The sequence below is a fragment of the Cryobacterium sp. 10S3 genome (assembly GCF_034344045.1).
Lineage (GTDB): Bacteria > Actinomycetota > Actinomycetes > Actinomycetales > Microbacteriaceae > Cryobacterium > Cryobacterium glucosi.
The window spans coordinates 3,298,731-3,315,639 of the sequence record NZ_CP133773.1; the positions used below are offsets into that span (position 1 = coordinate 3,298,731).

General features: G+C 68.8%; 16 protein-coding genes. 6 read left to right on the forward strand and 10 right to left on the reverse strand.

The window, feature by feature from the left end; genetic code table 11:
- The first annotated feature begins 119 nt into the window (after positions 1-119).
- A complete protein-coding gene (locus RHM57_RS15315) occupies positions 120-1,340 on the forward strand; it encodes an MFS transporter (protein WP_134446710.1) in 1,221 nt (406 codons plus the stop codon).
- Here RHM57_RS15315 and RHM57_RS15320 read toward each other — a convergent pair.
- From RHM57_RS15320 to RHM57_RS15330, 3 genes are read right to left on the reverse strand one after another with little or no spacing between them, the layout of a single operon-like run.
- Positions 1,280-2,125: a transglutaminase family protein gene (locus RHM57_RS15320; RefSeq protein WP_134446709.1), complete on the reverse strand. Its 846-nt coding sequence runs from the start codon at positions 2,123-2,125 to the stop codon at positions 1,280-1,282. The two genes, RHM57_RS15315 and RHM57_RS15320, sit on opposite strands and share 61 nt — an antisense overlap.
- Entirely contained in the window at positions 2,122-3,051 is a 930-nt protein-coding gene (locus tag RHM57_RS15325; protein WP_134446707.1) for an alpha-E domain-containing protein, read from the reverse strand. Before RHM57_RS15325 ends, RHM57_RS15320 begins: the two co-directional genes overlap by 4 nt.
- Positions 3,045-4,760: a circularly permuted type 2 ATP-grasp protein gene (locus tag RHM57_RS15330; RefSeq protein WP_322188542.1), complete on the reverse strand. Its 1,716-nt coding sequence runs from the start codon at positions 4,758-4,760 to the stop codon at positions 3,045-3,047. The genes RHM57_RS15325 and RHM57_RS15330 overlap by 7 nt, the downstream gene beginning before the upstream one ends.
- Positions 4,761-4,930: 170 nt before the next feature.
- Between RHM57_RS15330 and RHM57_RS15335 the strand changes: the two genes are divergently transcribed.
- Positions 4,931-5,863 carry an ABC transporter ATP-binding protein gene (locus tag RHM57_RS15335; RefSeq protein WP_166787285.1) on the forward strand — a complete coding sequence of 311 codons (933 nt, stop codon included), beginning with the start codon at positions 4,931-4,933 and terminating at the stop codon, positions 5,861-5,863.
- Here RHM57_RS15335 and RHM57_RS15340 read toward each other — a convergent pair.
- The 3 genes from RHM57_RS15340 to RHM57_RS15350 form a co-directional block, all read right to left on the reverse strand.
- Positions 5,782-6,537 carry a GntR family transcriptional regulator gene (locus RHM57_RS15340; RefSeq protein ID WP_166787284.1) on the reverse strand — a complete coding sequence of 252 codons (756 nt, stop codon included), beginning with the start codon at positions 6,535-6,537 and terminating at the stop codon, positions 5,782-5,784. The two genes, RHM57_RS15335 and RHM57_RS15340, sit on opposite strands and share 82 nt — an antisense overlap.
- Before the next feature lie 149 nt (positions 6,538-6,686).
- Positions 6,687-7,880 carry an acyl-CoA dehydrogenase family protein gene (locus RHM57_RS15345; RefSeq protein WP_322188544.1) on the reverse strand — a complete coding sequence of 398 codons (1,194 nt, stop codon included), beginning with the start codon at positions 7,878-7,880 and terminating at the stop codon, positions 6,687-6,689.
- On the reverse strand, positions 7,877-9,196 hold the full coding sequence (locus RHM57_RS15350; RefSeq protein ID WP_322188546.1) for a CoA transferase: 1,320 nt from the start codon (positions 9,194-9,196) through the stop codon (positions 7,877-7,879). The genes RHM57_RS15345 and RHM57_RS15350 overlap by 4 nt, the downstream gene beginning before the upstream one ends.
- 137 nt (positions 9,197-9,333) lie before the next feature.
- On the opposite strand from RHM57_RS15350, the gene RHM57_RS15355 reads away from it, so the two are divergent.
- The 4 genes from RHM57_RS15355 (at position 9,334) to RHM57_RS15370 (ending at position 14,158) form a co-directional block, all read left to right on the forward strand.
- Positions 9,334-10,110, forward strand: coding sequence for a FadR/GntR family transcriptional regulator (locus RHM57_RS15355; protein ID WP_322188548.1), 777 nt, complete (start codon positions 9,334-9,336; stop codon positions 10,108-10,110).
- Between the two features lie 10 nt (positions 10,111-10,120).
- Positions 10,121-10,939, forward strand: coding sequence for a hypothetical protein (locus RHM57_RS15360; RefSeq protein ID WP_322188550.1), 819 nt, complete (start codon positions 10,121-10,123; stop codon positions 10,937-10,939).
- Positions 10,940-11,046: 107 nt separating this feature from the next.
- The gene (locus RHM57_RS15365; RefSeq protein ID WP_134558073.1) at positions 11,047-12,480 is read left to right on the forward strand and encodes an aminobutyraldehyde dehydrogenase; all 1,434 of its coding nucleotides are present in this window, start codon (positions 11,047-11,049) and stop codon (positions 12,478-12,480) included.
- Positions 12,481-12,592: 112 nt separating this feature from the next.
- Positions 12,593-14,158 carry an APC family permease gene (locus RHM57_RS15370; RefSeq protein WP_241984976.1) on the forward strand — a complete coding sequence of 522 codons (1,566 nt, stop codon included), beginning with the start codon at positions 12,593-12,595 and terminating at the stop codon, positions 14,156-14,158.
- A gap of 77 nt (positions 14,159-14,235) precedes the next feature.
- Here the strand turns inward: RHM57_RS15370 and rplA are convergent, their stop codons facing one another.
- From rplA to secE, 4 genes are all read right to left on the reverse strand, one after another.
- A complete protein-coding gene (gene rplA, locus RHM57_RS15375; RefSeq protein WP_134446689.1) occupies positions 14,236-14,925 on the reverse strand; it encodes a 50S ribosomal protein L1 in 690 nt (229 codons plus the stop codon).
- An 89-nt stretch (positions 14,926-15,014) separates the two neighbouring features.
- Complete coding sequence (gene rplK, locus RHM57_RS15380; protein WP_134446687.1) at positions 15,015-15,446, reverse strand: 50S ribosomal protein L11; 432 nt, start codon at positions 15,444-15,446, stop codon at positions 15,015-15,017.
- 84 nt (positions 15,447-15,530) lie between these two features.
- Positions 15,531-16,529: a transcription termination/antitermination protein NusG gene (gene nusG / locus RHM57_RS15385; protein ID WP_134446685.1), complete on the reverse strand. Its 999-nt coding sequence runs from the start codon at positions 16,527-16,529 to the stop codon at positions 15,531-15,533.
- 100 nt (positions 16,530-16,629) lie between these two features.
- Positions 16,630-16,905 carry a preprotein translocase subunit SecE gene (gene secE, locus RHM57_RS15390; RefSeq protein WP_134446683.1) on the reverse strand — a complete coding sequence of 92 codons (276 nt, stop codon included), beginning with the start codon at positions 16,903-16,905 and terminating at the stop codon, positions 16,630-16,632.
- Positions 16,906-16,909 lie beyond the last annotated feature (4 nt).

A 16,909-nucleotide genomic window follows, 5' to 3' on the forward strand; every position in this document is an offset into this window, starting at 1 on the left:
AAACTAGTTGCTTGCGCGTTTATCTAGCGTGTGCAAGTATTAATGACGCGCCTGCAACTAACAGCGTACGCAGTATGACCGCGTAAGTACAGTTTTCCGCCCCCCAAGGAGTCTCCCGCATGCCCATTGGTCTTTTCGCCCTCGCCCTCGGAGGGTTCGGCATCGGACTCACCGAGTTCGTCATCATGGGCCTCCTGCCGGACCTCGCCTCCGATTTCGGCGTGAGCGAGGCGGCGGCCGGCTGGCTCATCTCCGGCTACGCCCTGAGCGTGGTCATCGGAGCACTCGGCCTCACCGCTGCCGTCACCCGGCTGCCACGCAAGCACGTGCTCATCGCGCTGATGGGGCTTTTCATCCTCGGCAACCTGATCTCGGCGCTCGCACCGACCTACCCGGTCATGATGCTCGGCCGCATCGTCGCCGCCCTCTGCCACGGTGCGTTCTTCGGCATCGGCTCGGTGCTCGCCGCCGACATGGTCGCCCCGACGAAGAAGGCGGGTGCCATCGCGATCATGTTCACGGGCCTCACCGTCGCGAACGTGCTCGGCGTGCCGTTCGGAACCCTCCTCGGCCAGAACCTCGGCTGGCGGGCGACCTTCTGGGCGATCACCGCGATCGGCGTGCTCGCCCTGGTCGGCATCGCGACGCTCGTGCCCGCGACCGCGCACGCCACGGCCGGCGCCGGCGGTCTCCGCGGCGAGCTCAGGGCCTTCCGCTCGAGCCAGGTCTGGCTCTCGATCGCCGTGACCGTGCTCGGCTACGGGGGCATGTTCGGCGCGTTCACCTACATCGCCTTCACCCTCACCGAGGTCAGCGGCTTCGCCGCCGCGAGCGTGCCCTGGCTACTCGTCCTCTTCGGGGTCGGCCTGTTCGTCGGCAACGTCCTCGGCGGCAAGGCGGCCGACCGTTCCGTCGACCGGACCCTCATCGTCGTCCTGGCGGCGCTCGCCGTCGTCCTCGTCGCCTTCGCGCTGACCGCGGGCAGCCAGGGCGCGACGATCGCCTCGCTCGTCCTCCTCGGCGGGTTCGGTTTCGCAACCGTCCCCGGCCTGCAGATGCGGGTGATGAGCTACGCGAGCGAGGCGCCCACGCTCGCCTCCGGCGCGAACATCGCCGCTTTCAACCTCGGCAACGCGCTCGGCGCCCTGCTCGGCGGTCTCACGATCAGCGCGGGCCTCGGCTACACCTCGCCGATCTGGGCCGGCGCGGTCGTCACCGTGGCCGGTCTCGCCGTCATGCTGGTCGCCGCAGCCCGCGCCCGCCGTTCCCGCCCGGCCGATCAGGCCTCGCGGGTGATCTCGACCGTGACGAAGAGCTGGGAGCCCGCTGAGCCTGCGTAGACGCCGCGGAGCGGCGGCACGTCGTTGTAGTCACGGCCGCGGCCGACGGAGACGTGCCGGTCACCGATCTCGATGAGGTTCGTCGGGTCGAATCCGCGCCACTCGCCGCAGAACCACTCGACCCAGGCGTGGGATTCGCCCGTGACGGTCTCGCCGACCTCGGCGTTCGGCTTCGGGTGCAGGTAGCCGGAGACGTACCGGGCCGGGATCCCGACCGAGCGCAGGGCTCCGAGGGCGATGTGCGTGATGTCCTGGCAGACCCCGCGCCGGTCGTTCCAGGCCTCCTCGGCGGTCGAGTGCACGCCCGTGACACCCTGGACGTACTGCATCTGGTCGCCGATCGCGGCACAGATCTCGTAGGCGGCCGAGCAGGAGCTCGTGTGGCGCGCGGCGATCTCGGCGGCGAGCGCCTCAACGTCCATCGGCGGTTTCGTCAGGCGCGTCTGCCGGGAGTGTTCGAAGAGCGTCGAGGTGCGCAGGGCGTCCGCGGCGAGGTCGACCCAGCTGTGTTCGTGGGTCTCGTGCTCGCGCGGCCGGACTTCGACGAGGCTGTTGGCGGTGAGGATCAGCTCGGAATGCGGCGTCAGCACCTCGAACGAGGAGACCCGGGTGCCCCAGTAGTCGGCGTAGTAGTGGTTGCCCGCCGCCGGGCTGATCTCGAGGTTCGAGAACAGCACGAACTGGTCGACCGAACTGACCGGCAGCATCCGCGCCTCGTTGTATGACGCGGCGACTTCGCCCTTGTAGCGGTACCCGGTCGTGTGCCGGATCCGGAGGCGGTTCACGAGGCTTCCCCTGTCCAGGTCGGAACGTTCCCCTTGGGGAAGTACCGGTTGCCGATGGCTTCGGAAGCGGTGCTCGTCGCGTCCTGGACGCGCATCATCTGCAGCGGCAGGTCGTTCAGGATGTCCATGATCGGTCGGTACTCCAGTTGGCTGCGGATCTGGCCGAGCACCCGCTGGGCCTGGCCGGTGACGCCGGCCCGGTCTGTGCGCGGCTCGAGGTCGCGGAGGCACTGTTCGGCGCGCGAAACGGAGAAGACGATGGACCGGGGGAACAACCGGTCCATCAGCAGGTATTCAGCGGCGTTCCGGGCAGAAGGCACTCCGCGGTAGGTGCGCAGGTAGGACTCGTACGCGCCGCAGGAACGCAGGATCGTCGTCCAGGACGGCCCGCTCGCCTCGGTCAGCGACCGGGTCGCGAGGAGGCGTGCCGTCATGTCGGCCTGCTCGAGGCTGCGCCCGAGGGTGAAGAAATGCCAGGCGTCGTCCCGGCTCGCACCGGCCTCGACGATCCCGACGGCGAGCGCGGCGCGTTCCCGCACCCACGCGAAGTAGTCGTGGGTCTTCTCACTCGCGACCTTGCGGGGCATCCGCGCGCTCGTCGTGTTGAGGCACTCCCAGAGTTCGGTCGGCACGATCTCCCGCGCACGACGGGCGTTCTCGCGTGCGGAGGTGATCGAGTACGCGATCGAAGCCGGATGCGTGCGGTCCATGGCGAGGGTGGCGAGAACGTCCTTGCGGGTCAGCTCTCCCTCATCGGGGACGGGGCTGCCCATCAGCTGGAGGAGCGACCGGCAGGCGAGGTTCTCCTCGATCCAGGGATCCTCGAGCAGAAGCTGGAGGTGCACGTCGAGGATGCGGGCGGTGCCGTCGCTGCGCTCGATGTACCGTCCGATCCAGAACAGGCTTTCTGCAATGCGACTCAACATTCCCGGTCCTCCTGCGCCGATGACTTCGATGCCGCCGGCGCCCCTGCGGACACCGGTTGCCTCCCCTGCTGCTGCTGCTGTTGTTGCTCCTGCTGGTCGCTGTTGCCCAGCGGTTTGTCCTGCGGCGAGTGGTCGACGGGGTGCGTGCCCGCGGCCGTCGCCTGGGTGTTCGCGGCCTGGTCGGCCACGAGGCCCTGGATGTTGCGCGCGGAGGACTCGTGGTAGAAATCGGGTTCGAGCCCGATCACCCAGGTGTCCTTCGACCCGCCGCCCTGGCTCGAGTTGACAACGAGCTCACCCTCGGGGAGCGCGACGCGGGTCAGCCCGCCCGGCAGCACCCAGACATCCGTTCCGTCGTTCACGGCGAAGGGGCGCAGGTCGGCGTGGCGCGGCCTCATGCCGTCCTCGACGAGGGTCGGGATGGTCGAGAGCTGCACGACGGGTTGCGCGATCCAGCCGCGCGGGTCCCGCAGCAGCTGCTTCCGCAGTGTCGCGAGCTCCGCCTTCGACGCGGCGGGCCCTACCACGAGGCCCTTGCCCCCCGACCCGTCGACGGGCTTGACCACGAGCTCGTCGAGCCGGTCGAGCACCTCTTCGAGCGCGAGGGGATCCTCGAGCCGCCAGGTGTCGACGTTCGGGATGATCGCGTCTTCGCCGAGGTAGTAGCGGATGAGATCGGGCAGGTAGGTGTAGACGAGCTTGTCGTCTGCAACACCGTTCCCGACTGCGTTGGCGATCGTGACGTTCCCGAGCCTGGCCGCCATCAGCATGCCGGGCGACCCGAGCTGGGAGTCCGCGCGGAACTGGAGCGGGTCGAGGAACTCGTCGTCGACCCGGCGGTAGATCACGTCGACCCGGGTGGGGCCCGCGGTCGTGCGCATCCAGACGCGCCCGCCCGAGCAGAACAGGTCGCGGCCCTCGACGAGCTCGACGCCCATAAGCCGGGCGAGCAGGGTGTGCTCGAAGTATGCGGAGTTGAAGACGCCCGGCGTGAGCACGACGACATTGGGGTCGTCGACCCCGGCGGGGGCGGATGCCCTGAGCGCCTGGAGCAGCTTGTTCGGGTAGTCGCCGACCGGGCGCACCCGCATCGAGACGAAGAGTTCGGGGAGCGTCTGCGCCATCACCCGACGGTTGGAGATGACATAGCTCACGCCGCTGGGCACCCGGACGTTGTCCTCGAGTACCCGCCACGCGCCCTTTTCATCGCGGATCAGGTCGATGCCGGAGACCTGGATGCGCACGTTGTTTGCCGAGACGATGCCGGCGGCCTGCCGGTGGAAATGGTTCGACGAACTGATCAGGCTCGCCGGGATGACGCCGTCGTGCACGGCGGCCTGGGGCCCGTAGATATCGGCGAGGAACGCCTCGAGGGCGAGCACGCGCTGCTTGATGCCGGCCTCGACGGTGACCCACTCCGGTTGCTCGATCACCCGAGGAACGGCGTCGAGCGGGAACGGACGCTCTTCCCCGGCGAAGTCGAACGTGACGCCCTGGGCGAGGTAGGAACTCGCGAGCGCCGCCGTGCGGCCCCGCAGCTCCTCCTGGGTCATTCTGGCCAGGGCGCCGTAGACGTCCTTGTACGCTGCACGCGTTTCCGTCGGAGTGAGCGAGGACGGATCCGGGAACATCTCGTCCCAGGCGCTCGCTGACCCCGTCCGTTTCCGACTCTTCGTAGTGGCACCGTAGCCGGTGAACAGGTCAACCATGGTCGGAGCGTAGTCGCCTCATGTTGCGGGATTGTTTCGCCACACCGGCCGTTATTCGTGTATGCAAAGTGACGAAATTTCGGGGAGCTGATTCGACATTCTCGCGAATTTAGCGGAAGATGTGGTCAAGATTGCATACAGCACTGGGAGACGTAATGATTGGCCCGGCCGTGACCCCTTTCCCCGATCCCGAGCTCGCCGTCGCGGCGACCGGAGCCGGGAAACCGGCCACTGCCCCGGCCGCCGCCGATCACCCGGACGAGGATCCCGTGCCTTCGCACGCCTTCCGGGCGAGTTCCGTGCTCGACGTGCGCGGGCTCGGCGTCTCGTCGGCGACAACGACACTTGCCCCGGTGGATGCGATCACCCTGTCGGTCTCCCACGGCGAGTCCCTGGGCCTTGTCGGAACCGTGGCCGCCGGCGCGATCTCGGTGGCGCTCGCGATCGCGGGAGAACTCCCGGAGGGCGCCGCGATCGCGGCGGGCTCGATCCTCGTGGAGGGCGTGGAACTGGTCGGACCCGGTCGCAGCCCGGCGGCACGCCTGCTCGGCACCGTGATCGGTTACCTGCCCGCCGACCCGCTCAGCAGTTTCGACCGCACCCGGTCGGTGAGGAACCAGCTCGCCGGCGCCCTCCGAAAACGCATCGGCGTCACCCCGGACGTCGCGAAGCGGCACATCGTCGACCTGCTCGACCTGGTCGGTGTCGTCGATCCGGCCGCCAGGGCCCGGCAGTATCCGCAGGACCTCGACCCCGTCGTCCTCCACCGGGTGGTCCTGGCCGCCGTCCTCTCCGGCGACCCGGCCCTCGTCATCGCGGTCTCCCCCGGTGCGGGCCTGGAGCCGGACGCCCGGGCCGCGCACGCTACCCTGCTGCGCGACCTCTGGCACGCGAAGGAGTTCGCGCTCCTCGTCGCATCGACCGATTTCGAGATCGTGGCGGAGACCTGTGACCGGGTCGCGGTGGTCGAGGACGGCCGGATCGCCCTGCAGGGGTCTGTGGCCGAGATCCGGAATGCGCGCTACGGCGTGAAGTCGGCCAGGTCGGCCAGGTCGGCCGCGTCGATCGCCTCCGCGTCAAGCGGATTGGCGTCAGCGGGCTGAGCGGCGCCAGGCGTGACGGCGGAAGCGTCGCCCTGGTCCCAGCTCTGCACCGAATTGCGTGCGGCCAGGATGTGCGACCGCATGGACGTCGAGGCCCAGAGCGCGTCGTGCGAGCGGAGGGCGGCCAGGATGTCGCGGTGATGGTGATTGCTCACCGCGCGGAAAGATCCGCTGTCGCGCCGGAAGGCCTTTGCCATCAGTGGCACCCGGCCGACGGAGACGGTCAGGCGGGTGAGCTGGGCGTTCGCGGCGGCGGTGACGATGATGCGGTGGAACTCGGCGTTGAGTTCGCCGAGCCGGGAGATCCCGGCGTCGTCCTTCGCGAGCACGACGTCGTCCATCAGGGTGATCAGTTCGGCGAGACGGTCGAGGTCGCCGTCGGAGATCCGCACCGCGGCGAGGCCTGCCGCGCGGCTCTCGAGCATGGCCCGCAAGTAGTAGGTCTCGCGCATCTGCTCGGTCGTCCAGGCGATGACCGTCGCGCCCTTGTTCGGCACGAACTCGACGAGGCCGGTCTCGTCGAGCCTCCGCAGAGCTTCGCGGATCGGGGTGCGGCTGACGCCGAGTTCCTCGGCGAGCGCCTGCTCGCGCAGGGTGGCGTTACCCGGGATCTCACCGGAGAGGATGCGTCCGCGCAGGTAAGCGAATGCGGCCTGTCCGCCTGTTACCGACACTATTTCCACCCGATGTCCTTGTCGCCACGTACGCGTGTTTCAACTATGACACACGGCGTTCCGGCGACGACGGCGCGAAGGGCCGGGCGGGCCCGCCCGCCGCGAAGTGGGGGTACGTCCGGAAACGACCCGCCGGTGCCCTGGCCGGGTCAGAACGCCGGCATCCCCGTGAGAGCGCGACCGATCACGAGCTGGTGGATCTCGTCCGTGCCCTCGTAGGTGCGGACGGACTCGAGGTTGGCGAGGTGACGCATCACCGGGAATTCGTTCGTCACCCCGTCGCCGCCGAGGATCGACCGGGCGAGGCCGGCGATCCGGATGGCCTCGCGCACGCTGTTGAGCTTGCCGACGCTGATCTGGGCCGGGGAGAGGGTGCCGCGTTCCTTCAGCCGCCCGAGGTGCAGGGCGAGGAGGACGCCCTTCTCGTACTCGACGAGCATGTCGGCAAGTTTGGCCTGGGTGAGCTGCATGGCCCCGATCGGGCGGCCGAACACCTCACGACTGCGCGACCGGGCGATCGCAGCGTCGAGGCAGCTCCTGGCGGCCCCCATCGCGCCCCAGACGATGCCGAATCTCGCCTCGTTCAGGCAACTGAACGGGCCGGAGAGCCCCGTGGCGCCGGGGAGGACGGCATCGGCGGGCAGGCGCACCCCGTCGAGGGTGACATCGCACTGGATGGACGCGCGCATCGAGAGCTTGCCAGCGATCGGTGTCGCGGTGAACCCCGCCGTCCCGGTGGGAACGAGGAATCCGCGCACCCCGGCATCCGTCTGCGCCCACACCACTGCGACGTCGGCGACACTCGCGAGGCCGATCCAGCGCTTCGTGCCCGTGAGCACCCAGTCGTCGCCCTCGCGCCTGGCGGTCGTTCGCATCGCGGCGGGGTCGCTGCCGCCGGTCGGTTCGGTGAGGGCGAAGCAGCCGATGAGGGAGCCGGCGGCCATGCCGGGCAGCCAGCGCTGCTTCTGGTCCTCAGTCCCGTACTTGTGGATCGCCGACATGGCGAGCGAGCCCTGCACAGAGACCAGGGTGCGCCAGCCGCTGTCGGCGGCCTCGAGTTCGAGGCAGACGAGGCCGTAGCTCACGGCGCTCGCGCCCGCGCAGCCATAGCCCTCGAGGTGCATTCCGAGGAAGCCGGCCGCGCCGAGTTCGGGGACGAGTTCGGCGCGGAAGAACCGGTCCTCGAAGTCCTGCTCGATCGTGGGCAGGATGCGGTTGGTCGCGAACGCGCGGGCCTTGCGCGACCAGACGACCTCTTCTGGAGCGAGGAGGTCGTCGAGATCGAAGACCGAGTCGACGAGGGGGCTGGCGACGAGTGGGGTGGGGCGGCCTGATGCGGTCACGAGAGGTCCTGTTCGGTTCGGCGGAGCGCGGTGGGTGGTGCGGGAGTGGGCCTGAATGCGGGTGCGGGGACGGGTGCCGGTGCCGGCTCCGCCGAAGCGGCCGCGCCGGGGGCGCTGTGAGCGTCCGGCCCGAGCCAGTCGGCCCCTGCGTGTTCGCCGAGCCGGGGCGGAGGCAGCAGGTAGCCGGCCGGACGGTCGCCGAGGTGGATCGGATTGGCGACCTGCCGGCTGACGCGCCGCGGGTCCGAACCCGAGACGAGCTCGACGACGGACGCGGTTCCGAGACCCTCGGCGAAGGCGAAGGCCTCGCTGATCGAGTTGACGAGTCCGGCTGGCACCCCGGCATCCGTGAGCGTGTCGACCCAGTGCGCCGCGGGATGGGCACGGAGGAGGGCTTCGAGGGCGGGCCGGAGGTCGGCGCGGTGCCGCACCCGGTCGGCGTTGCCGAGGAATCGCGGGTCGGTCGCGAGGCCGGGTGCGCCGAGGAGGCGCACGAGCGTGCGGAACTGGGAATCGGTGCCGACGGCGATCACGAGGTCGCGGTCGGATGCCGCGAAGAGCTCGTACGGGGCGATGCTCGGGTGGGCGTTGCCGAGGCGCGCCGGAGAGTGCCCGGTTGCGAGGGTGCCCGCCGCCTGGTTGGTGAGCGCCGAGAGCAGGGTCGTCAGGAGGTCGACTTCGACGCGCCCTCCGGAGGCCCTGCCCGGGCCGGTGGCCTCGGCCGCGCCGGCATCGCCCCGGGAATCGCGTTCGCGGAGCGCGAGCAGGATGCCGCTGAGCGCGTTGAGTCCGGCGAGCACGTCCACGAGGGCGACGCCGACTTTGCTCGGCTCCCCCTCGACCGGGCCGGTCACGCTCATCAGCCCACCGACGGCCTGCACGAGGAGGTCGTAGCCGGGGAGCCGGGCACCGGCACCGGCACCGAAGCCCGTGATCGAGCAGTAGACGACGCCGGGGTTCGCGGCGCGCACGGCCTCGTAGCCGAGGCCGAACCGCTCCATCACGCCGGGCCGGAAGTTCTCGACCACGACATCCGCCGTGGTCGCGAGGCGCCAGGCCGCCGCCCGTCCCTCGACGGTGCCGAGGTCGCAGACGACCGAACGCTTGTTGCGGTTGACCGCACCGAAGTAGGTGGACGCGCCCTGGGCATCCGTGGGCGGCAACCACTGCCGGGTGTCGTCCCCGGCCGGGCTCTCGATCTTGATCACGTCGGCGCCGAAGTCGGCGAGCATCATCGTGGCATACGGCCCGGCGAGCACGCGCGAGAAATCGGCGACCCTCAGCCGGGGTGCGCGGGCCGACGGTTCGTGCGGCATCAGCTCACCTCGGTCCCCATCGACGCGTCCGGCCGGCAACACCGACGGGACGCAGTTGTGATCCTATACCGAATGTTTTCGGTTCCGGCACCCGTCCGACAGTTCCCAGCATGCCACCGTCGGCTACATTGAAGTCTATGGAGGCACAGCTGCGACCCGGCGCCCGGGAGGCGATCTTCGCCCAGCTCATCGAGGCCGGCCGCGCCGAGCAGGTTGCCCGTCGCCTGACCGATGCCATCATCCTCGGCGTCCTCACGTCGGGCGAACGCCTGCCGAGCGAGCAGGAGCTCGCCCGCCGTTTCGGTGTCGCCCTGATCACAGTCCGCGAGGGCCTCGTGATCCTGCGCGAGACCGGCCTCGTCGAGACCCGTCGCGGCCGCGGTGGCGGCAGTTTCGTGATCCAGGCGGATGCCCCGGACGAGACGCTCCTGCACACCCGGCTCCGCGGCGTCGCCCACGTCGAGCTCTCGGACCTCGCGGTCTACTTCTCCACGATCATCGAAGGCTGCGCGGAACGGGCCGCGCTTCGCGCGGCACCGCAGGATGCCGATCGACTCTCCGAGTGGCTCGCCCAGGCCGACTGGGACCGCGACGCGGGCGCCCGCGCCAATGCAGGCGGCTTCTACCTCGAACTCGCGGTACTCAGCCAGTCGGCCCGGCTCGTGCGCGAACAGGTCCGGCTGCAGGCCGAGTTCGGCCCGCTCCTCCTGCTCGGGCTCGCAGACCCGTCGATGCGAGCCAGTGTCGCTGCCTGCAACACGGACGTCGTCGCGGCGATCCGGAGTGGCGACGGCCCGCACGCCCGCACCCTCGTCGCCGGGCAGGTGCGCGAACTCGCCGAGTGGCTGCATGCCGCGAAGACCAGGATCGAACGGGGAGGAACGCTCCATGCGGCATCCGCTGTCAGCGCCTGAAACACCGGTCGTGACGCCGGCCCCCCTCGCTCCCCAGGCCTGCGCCGCCGCCGTCAGCGCCGCGGTCGCCGACGTGTTCACGGTGCTCGAGGACTGGCGGGACCGGGTCGCCGCAGCGGTCCCGCTCACGACGACGACCGAACTCGACGCCCTCGTGGAGACGCTCGTCGTGCCGGCCCTCCTCGGCGAGGCCGAACCGGCCGCACACCGGGACGCGGCACAGCACAGCACAGCACAGCACGGCGCGGCACCGCACGGCACGGCACCGCACGGCGCCCCGGCCCTCCTGGTCGGCGCCGGCTTCATCGCGACAGCGGACTACCGGCCAGGCCGCCCCGCGCATTTCGCCTGGTGGCTCGGCCCGCTCGCGTCGAACCCCCTGCTCGGCACGACGCTCTCCCCCACCCGGCTCGACCTCGCGGCGCGGGTGCACACCGAATACCTGCGCGACTTCCGCGGCCTGGAGTGGTACCGGGTGCCGGAAGCCACCGGGCGGGCGCACGTCACGGGTCCGTACGTCGACCACCTGTGCACCTTCGATTTCATCGTGACCCTCACCCTCCCCGTGCAGGTCGACGGCGGCACGGTCGGCGTGATCGGGGCCGACGTGTCGGTCACCCGTCTCGAGCAGGCCCTGCTTCCGGTCCTGCTCGGACTCAGCGCGCCCGCCGCCCTCGTCAACGCGGTCGGCCGCGTCATGATCTCGACGGAGGCCACGCTCGCCGCGGGCGACATCGTGCCGAACCCGGGGCATCCGCTCACCGGCTATGACCGGGTGCCCTGCCCCGGGATTCCCTTCGATGTGATCGTCCGGCGCCCACCGGAATAAAAGATTGCATTTGGGATGATTTAGGGTATCGTCGGCCTCTGGGGAACTCCGCCCCGGGCGCCGCGGCCCTGGCCAGCGCCGACCAGACGCTTGGGAAAGGCCTGCGCATGTCCATCCGTGAACTCCGTAACTTCGTCAACGGGCAGTACGTCGCCTCCGCAGCGAGCGAGCAGCTCGACATCGTGAACCCCGCAACCGAGGAGGTCTACGCGCGCACCCCCGTGTCGACAGAAGCGGATGTCGCGTCCGCGTACTCCGCAGCGGCGACCGCGTTCGAGACGTGGGGCGAGACCACGCCCGGCGAACGCCAGCTCGCCCTGCTGAAGTTCGCCGATGCCCTGTCCGAGCGTGCGGAGGAGATCGCGGACGTCGAGAGCGAGAACACCGGCAAGCCGCGTGCCGGCCTCGTCGGCGACGAGGTCGACGTCATGATCGACCAGGTACGCTTCTTCGCAGGCGCCGCCCGCGTGCTCGAGGGCAAGTCAGCCGGCGAGTACCTGAAGGACCACACCTCGTTCATCCGGCGGGAGCCGATCGGCGTGATCGGGCAGGTCACCCCGTGGAACTACCCGATGATGATGGCGATCTGGAAGATCGCCCCCGCCCTCGCCGCCGGAAACGCCGTCGTACTGAAGCCCTCGGACTCGACACCCGTCTCGACGCTCCTCCTCGCCGAGATCGCCGCGGAGTTCTTCCCGGCCGGCGTCTTCAACGTCGTCATGGGCGACCGCACCACGGGCCGCGCCCTCGTCGCCGACCGGATCCCGCAGATGGTGTCGATCACCGGTTCCGTACGGGCCGGCATGGAGGTCGCGGGCACCGCGGCGCTCGACGTCAAGCGCGTGCACCTCGAACTCGGCGGCAAGGCCCCGGTGATCGTGTTCGACGACGCCGACATCGACGCCGCCGTCGAGGGCATCGCGACGGCCGCGTTCTACAACGGCGGCCAGGACTGCACCGCCGCCACCCGGGTCCTCGTCCAGGCCGGAATCCACGACGAGTTCGTTGCAGCACTCGCGGCGTACGCCCGGGTGAACGCGAGGACCGGCGGCCCGCGCGAGGACGGCATCCTCTTCGGCGCCCTCTCGAGCGCCGACCAGCTCGCCCGGGTGCAGGGCGTCATCGCGGGCCTGCCCGACCACGCCGACATCGCGCTCGGCGGGCACCGCCAGGGCGACCTCGGCTACTTCCATGAGGCGACGATCGTCTCTAACCTGCGGCAGGGCGACGACGCGGTGCAGAACGAGATCTTCGGACCGGTCATCACGGCCCAGAAGTTCACCGACGAGGCCGAGGCGCTCGCCTGGGCGAACGACGTGCAGTACGGCCTGGCCTCCTCGGTCTGGACGAAGGACCACGCGCGTGCGATGCGGATGGCCAAGCGCCTCGATTTCGGCTGCGTCTGGATCAACACGCACATCCCGCTCGTCGCCGAGATGCCGCACGGCGGCTTCAAGCACTCCGGCTACGGCAAGGACCTCTCGATGTACGGCCTCGAGGACTACACCCGCATCAAGCACGTGATGAGCTACATCGGCTGATCCACCCCTTTCGGGGCAAACATCCGGTTCTATAGCTTTCTCGCAATGGTGTCACTATGGTGGGCACACACAGCCTGCCGACGACGTCAGGATGCACCGCAGCCGAAAGGTCATGATGAGCGCAGATCAGCCCGGAAAGACGCCCGCCGCGAGGGGAATCGGTGACCAGGAGCACCTCAGGGTGCTCGGGTACGAGGATTCCTTCCACCGTTCGATGTCGCTGTGGGCCAACTTCGCCCTCGGCTTCACGTACCTCTCGCCGCTCGTCGGCGTGTACTCCCTCTTCGCGCTCGCCCTCAGCACGGGCGGGCCGCCCTCGATCTTCTGGATCCTGATCGTGGGCGCCGGCCAGCTGCTCGTCGCCCTCGTCTTCGGCGAGGTCGTCTCGCAGTACCCGATCGCCGGCGGGATCTACCCGTGGACCCGCCGGCTCTGGGGCAAGCGATACGCCTGGATGGCCGCCTGGGTCTACGTCTGGGCGATGCTCGTCACGATCACTGCCGTCGCCGAGTTCGGCAGCGGCTTCCTCGGCAGCCTGATCGACGCGCCGGTCACGAAGGAGGTCACGCTTGGCCTCTCGGTACTGTTCCTGCTGGTCGCCTTCGCGTTCAACTTCTCTGGCACGAAGATGCTCGGCCGGGTCGCCAGGATCGGCCTCGGCGCCGAGCTCATCGGCGTGATCGGGCTCGGGCTCTACCTGCTGATCTTCCAGCGCAAGCAGGAGTTCAGCGTCTTCTTCAGCACGATGGGCGTCGAGGGCGACGGCAACTACGCCGTCGCGTTCCTCGGTGCGGCACTCGCCGGACTGTTCCTGTTCTACGGCTTCGAAGCCTGCGGGGACGTGGCCGAGGAGGTCGCGAACCCGGCCAGGGGCATCCCGAGGGCCATGATCCTGACCATCCTCGTCGGCGGGGTCTCCGCGCTGTTCTCCTTCGGCGGCTACGTGATGGCGGCACCCGACCTGCAGGCGGTGGTCGACGGCAACGACATCGACCCGATCCCGGCGATCCTCGAGGCCTCGCTCGGAACCGTCGGCGCCAAGCTCTTCCTGGTCGTCGCGATCACGGCGTTCCTGTCCTGCGTGCTGAGCCTGCAGGCCGCGGCCAGCCGGTTGATGTTCTCCTTCGCCCGCGACGGGATGATCCCCGGCCACGCCTGGCTGTCCAAGGTGAGTCCGCGCACCGCCGTCCCGGTGAACGCGCTCATCGTCGCCTGCTCGATCCCGCTCGCGCTCTGCCTGCTGATCTACGCGGGCGGCAGTCTCACCCAGATCACGGCATTCGCGGTGATCGGCATCTACGTGGCGTTCCAGTCCGTCGTGCTCGCGGCGCTCCGCCAGAGGATCAAGGGCTGGCGTCCGGCCGGTCCGTTCAACCTCGGCAGGGCCGGCTTCGTCGTCAACGTGGTCGCCCTCGCCTACGGTGTCTTCGCGATGGTGTTGCTGGCGCTGCCCGGCAAGACGGGGGTCTTCCTCGACGACTGGATCGTGCTGATCGGGCTGGCGGTCGTGATGGGCGCGGGCCTGCTCTACCTGTTCATCGCGAAGCCGCACACGAATTCGCACCAGCCGGAGGGTGATGCGATCGCGGTCGCGGCGCTGCTCCGCGCACATCCGGGCAATGCCGCACCCGGAGTCGTCGATCCGGGGAAGCCGCGCCCGACATCCGTCTCTGACTGACCGTCGCCAGAACGAGACGGGTACGACGAAGGGCCCGTCTTGCGACGGGCCCTTCGTTGTGGTGCTGGTGCCGGTGCTTAGATGGCGTTGACGTCGAGCGGGATGCCGGGACCGAAGGTCGTCGAGACGGCGCCCTTCATGACGTAGCGGCCCTTGGACGAGCTCGGCTTGAGGCGGACGATCTCCTCGAGTGCTGCCGTGATGTTCTCGTTCAGCTGCTCGGCGGTGAAGGATGCCTTGCCGACGACGAACTGCACGTTGGCGTGCTTGTCGACGCGGAACGCGATCTTGCCGCCCTTGATGTCGTTGACGGCGCGGGCGACGTCGGTCGTGACCGTTCCGGTCTTCGGGTTCGGCATGAGGCCACGCGGGCCGAGGACCTTACCGAGACGACCGACCTTGCCCATGAGCTCCGGGGTCGAAACCGCGGAGTCGAAGGCGGTGTAACCGGCGGCGACCTTCTCGATGAGCTCGTCGCCACCGACCTCGTCGGCGCCGGCAGCGATGGCTGCCTCGGCCGCGGGGCCGGTTGCGAAGACGATGACGCGCGACACGCGGCCGGTACCGTGAGGAAGAATAACGGTTCCGCGGACCATCTGGTCAGCCTTGCGCGGGTCGACGCCGAGCTTCAATGCGACCTCGATGGTCGAGTTGAAGTTCGCGGAGCCGGTCTCACGCGCGAGCGTGACGGCCTCGGTTGGGGTGTAGAACTTGTCGGCCTCGATCTTCTCGGCCGCGGCCCGGTAGGCCTTTGACTTCTGTGCCATGTGAATCTCCTGAATATAAAGATTTGAGAGTGTGGTGCGAGCCTGGCCGGCTCTTCCACGTACTGCTGGTGGCGGATGCCTGGTTGAGGTTAGGCCTCGACCGTAACGCCCATGGAGCGTGCGGTGCCGGCGATGATCTTCGCGGCGGCGTCGATGTCGTTGGCGTTGAGGTCAACCATCTTCGCTTCGGCGATCTCGCGGACCTGCGCCTGGGTGAGCTTGGCCACCTTGACGGTGTGCGGGGTTCCGCTGCCCTTGGTGACGCCGGCGGCCTTCTTGATGAGCTCCGCTGCGGGCGGGGTCTTCAGGATGAACGTGAAGGAACGGTCGTCGTACACGGTGATCTCAACCGGGATGACGTTGCCGCGCTGGGATTCGGTCTGGGCGTTGTATGCCTTGCAGAATTCCATGATGTTCACGCCGTGCTGGCCCAGTGCCGGCCCGATGGGCGGTGCGGGGTTTGCGGCGCCGGCCTTGATCTGAAGCTTGATCAGACCAGTAACCTTCTTCTTCGGTGCCATGATTCTTCCTTCTTTTATGATGACGAGCTGCCGTGAGGCAACTCTCCCGGTGGCCCGGACGGGCCCCGGTGGTGGGGAAACTTACTAAAGCTTGGTGACCTGGTCGAAGCTGAGCTCGACCGGGGTCTCACGCTCGAACAGGGAGACGAGGACGATGAGCTTGCCGCTCTCCGCCTTGATCTCACTGATCGTGCCGGGCAGGCCCGCGAACGAGCCTTCCTTGATCGTGATGGTCTCGCCGATTTCGTAGTCGATCTCGGCGGGCAGTGCGCGGGTCGCGATCTTGCCGTGCGTGCCCGCGCCCTTGGCGGACGGCACGTCCTGGATCTCGACGAGGCTCTTCAGCATGCCGAAGGCCTCCTCGAAGCGCAGCGGCGTCGGGTTGTGCGCGTTGCCGACGAAGCCGGTGACACCCGGCGTGTGCCGGACGACGGACCAGCTGTCCTCGTTGAGGTCCATGCGGACGAGCACGTATCCGGGGATACGCACGCGGGTGACCATCTTGCGCTGGCCGTTCTTGATCTCGACGACGTCTTCCATCGGAACCTCGACCTGGTAGATGAAATCTTCCATGGCCATCGACTGCTTGCGGTTCTCGATGTTCGACTTCACGCGACGCTCGAAGCCGGCGTAGGAGTGGATGACGAACCACTTGCCGGGCTGGAAGCGGAGTTCCTTGCGGAACTCGGCGTATGGGTCTTCGTCGACGGGCTCAGCGGATGCGTCAGCAGCGTCGGCCGCATCGGCTTCTGCATCGGCCGTGTCCGCGCCGCCGTCGACATCTTCCTCGTCGTCGACGGCTTCGGCGGCAGCCTCGGCCTCGTCGACGGAGTCGATGTCCAGGGCGTCGTCGACCTCCGAGTCGGCTGCGGGGTCGACCGCGCCGGCGAGGGCGTCGAGGGCGGCGTCGAGGTTGTCTTCAACGCCGACGCTGGGGTCGAAGACGTGGACGGCCACCTGTTCGGCGGCCTCCACGGACTCTTCCTCCGCTTCGTGGACGTTGCCTTCCTGTGCTTCGTCGTCGTCAGACGCCTGCTCGGCGGCGGTGGCCCAGTCGGCGTCGTCGTGATTCGTCTCAGTCACTAAATCTCAATCCTTATGTAGTGCGCGGGCACGAAGACGTGTCCCGCGCAGCGTTGCCGTGAATCCTGGCCGTGCGGTCAGCCGCCTTGGCGGCGGCCGGTCAGCCGCTTGGTGTTCCGAAGACGTACGTGACGACGAGTGCGAACACCCAGTCGAGGGCGGAAACCAGCGCCATCATGATCGCTACGAAGACCAGCACGACAGCCGTGTAACTCAGCAGTTCCTTGCGGGTCGGCGTGACAACCTTGCGAAGCTCCGCCATCACCTGCTTCAGGAACAGGGACATCCGTGCGAACGGACCGCGTTTGCCGTCGCGAGCGAGTCGTGCGTCTGCGACGATTTCCTCACTGGGTTCGTCGACAACTTTTCGGGCCACCTGT

Coding starts and splice junctions, on each gene's coding strand:
- RHM57_RS15350 (WP_322188546.1), bottom strand. CDS start 9,196: ATGCCGCACGAACCGTCGGCCCGCGCACCCCGGCTGAGGGTCGCCGAT.
- RHM57_RS15325 (WP_134446707.1), bottom strand. CDS start 3,051: ATGTTGAGTCGCATTGCAGAAAGCCTGTTCTGGATCGGACGGTACATC.
- RHM57_RS15370 (WP_241984976.1), top strand. CDS start 12,593: ATGATGAGCGCAGATCAGCCCGGAAAGACGCCCGCCGCGAGGGGAATC.
- RHM57_RS15315 (WP_134446710.1), top strand. CDS start 120: ATGCCCATTGGTCTTTTCGCCCTCGCCCTCGGAGGGTTCGGCATCGGA.
- RHM57_RS15365 (WP_134558073.1), top strand. CDS start 11,047: ATGTCCATCCGTGAACTCCGTAACTTCGTCAACGGGCAGTACGTCGCC.
- rplA (WP_134446689.1), bottom strand. CDS start 14,925: ATGGCACAGAAGTCAAAGGCCTACCGGGCCGCGGCCGAGAAGATCGAG.
- RHM57_RS15330 (WP_322188542.1), bottom strand. CDS start 4,760: ATGGTTGACCTGTTCACCGGCTACGGTGCCACTACGAAGAGTCGGAAA.
- rplK (WP_134446687.1), bottom strand. CDS start 15,446: ATGGCACCGAAGAAGAAGGTTACTGGTCTGATCAAGCTTCAGATCAAG.
- RHM57_RS15355 (WP_322188548.1), top strand. CDS start 9,334: ATGGAGGCACAGCTGCGACCCGGCGCCCGGGAGGCGATCTTCGCCCAG.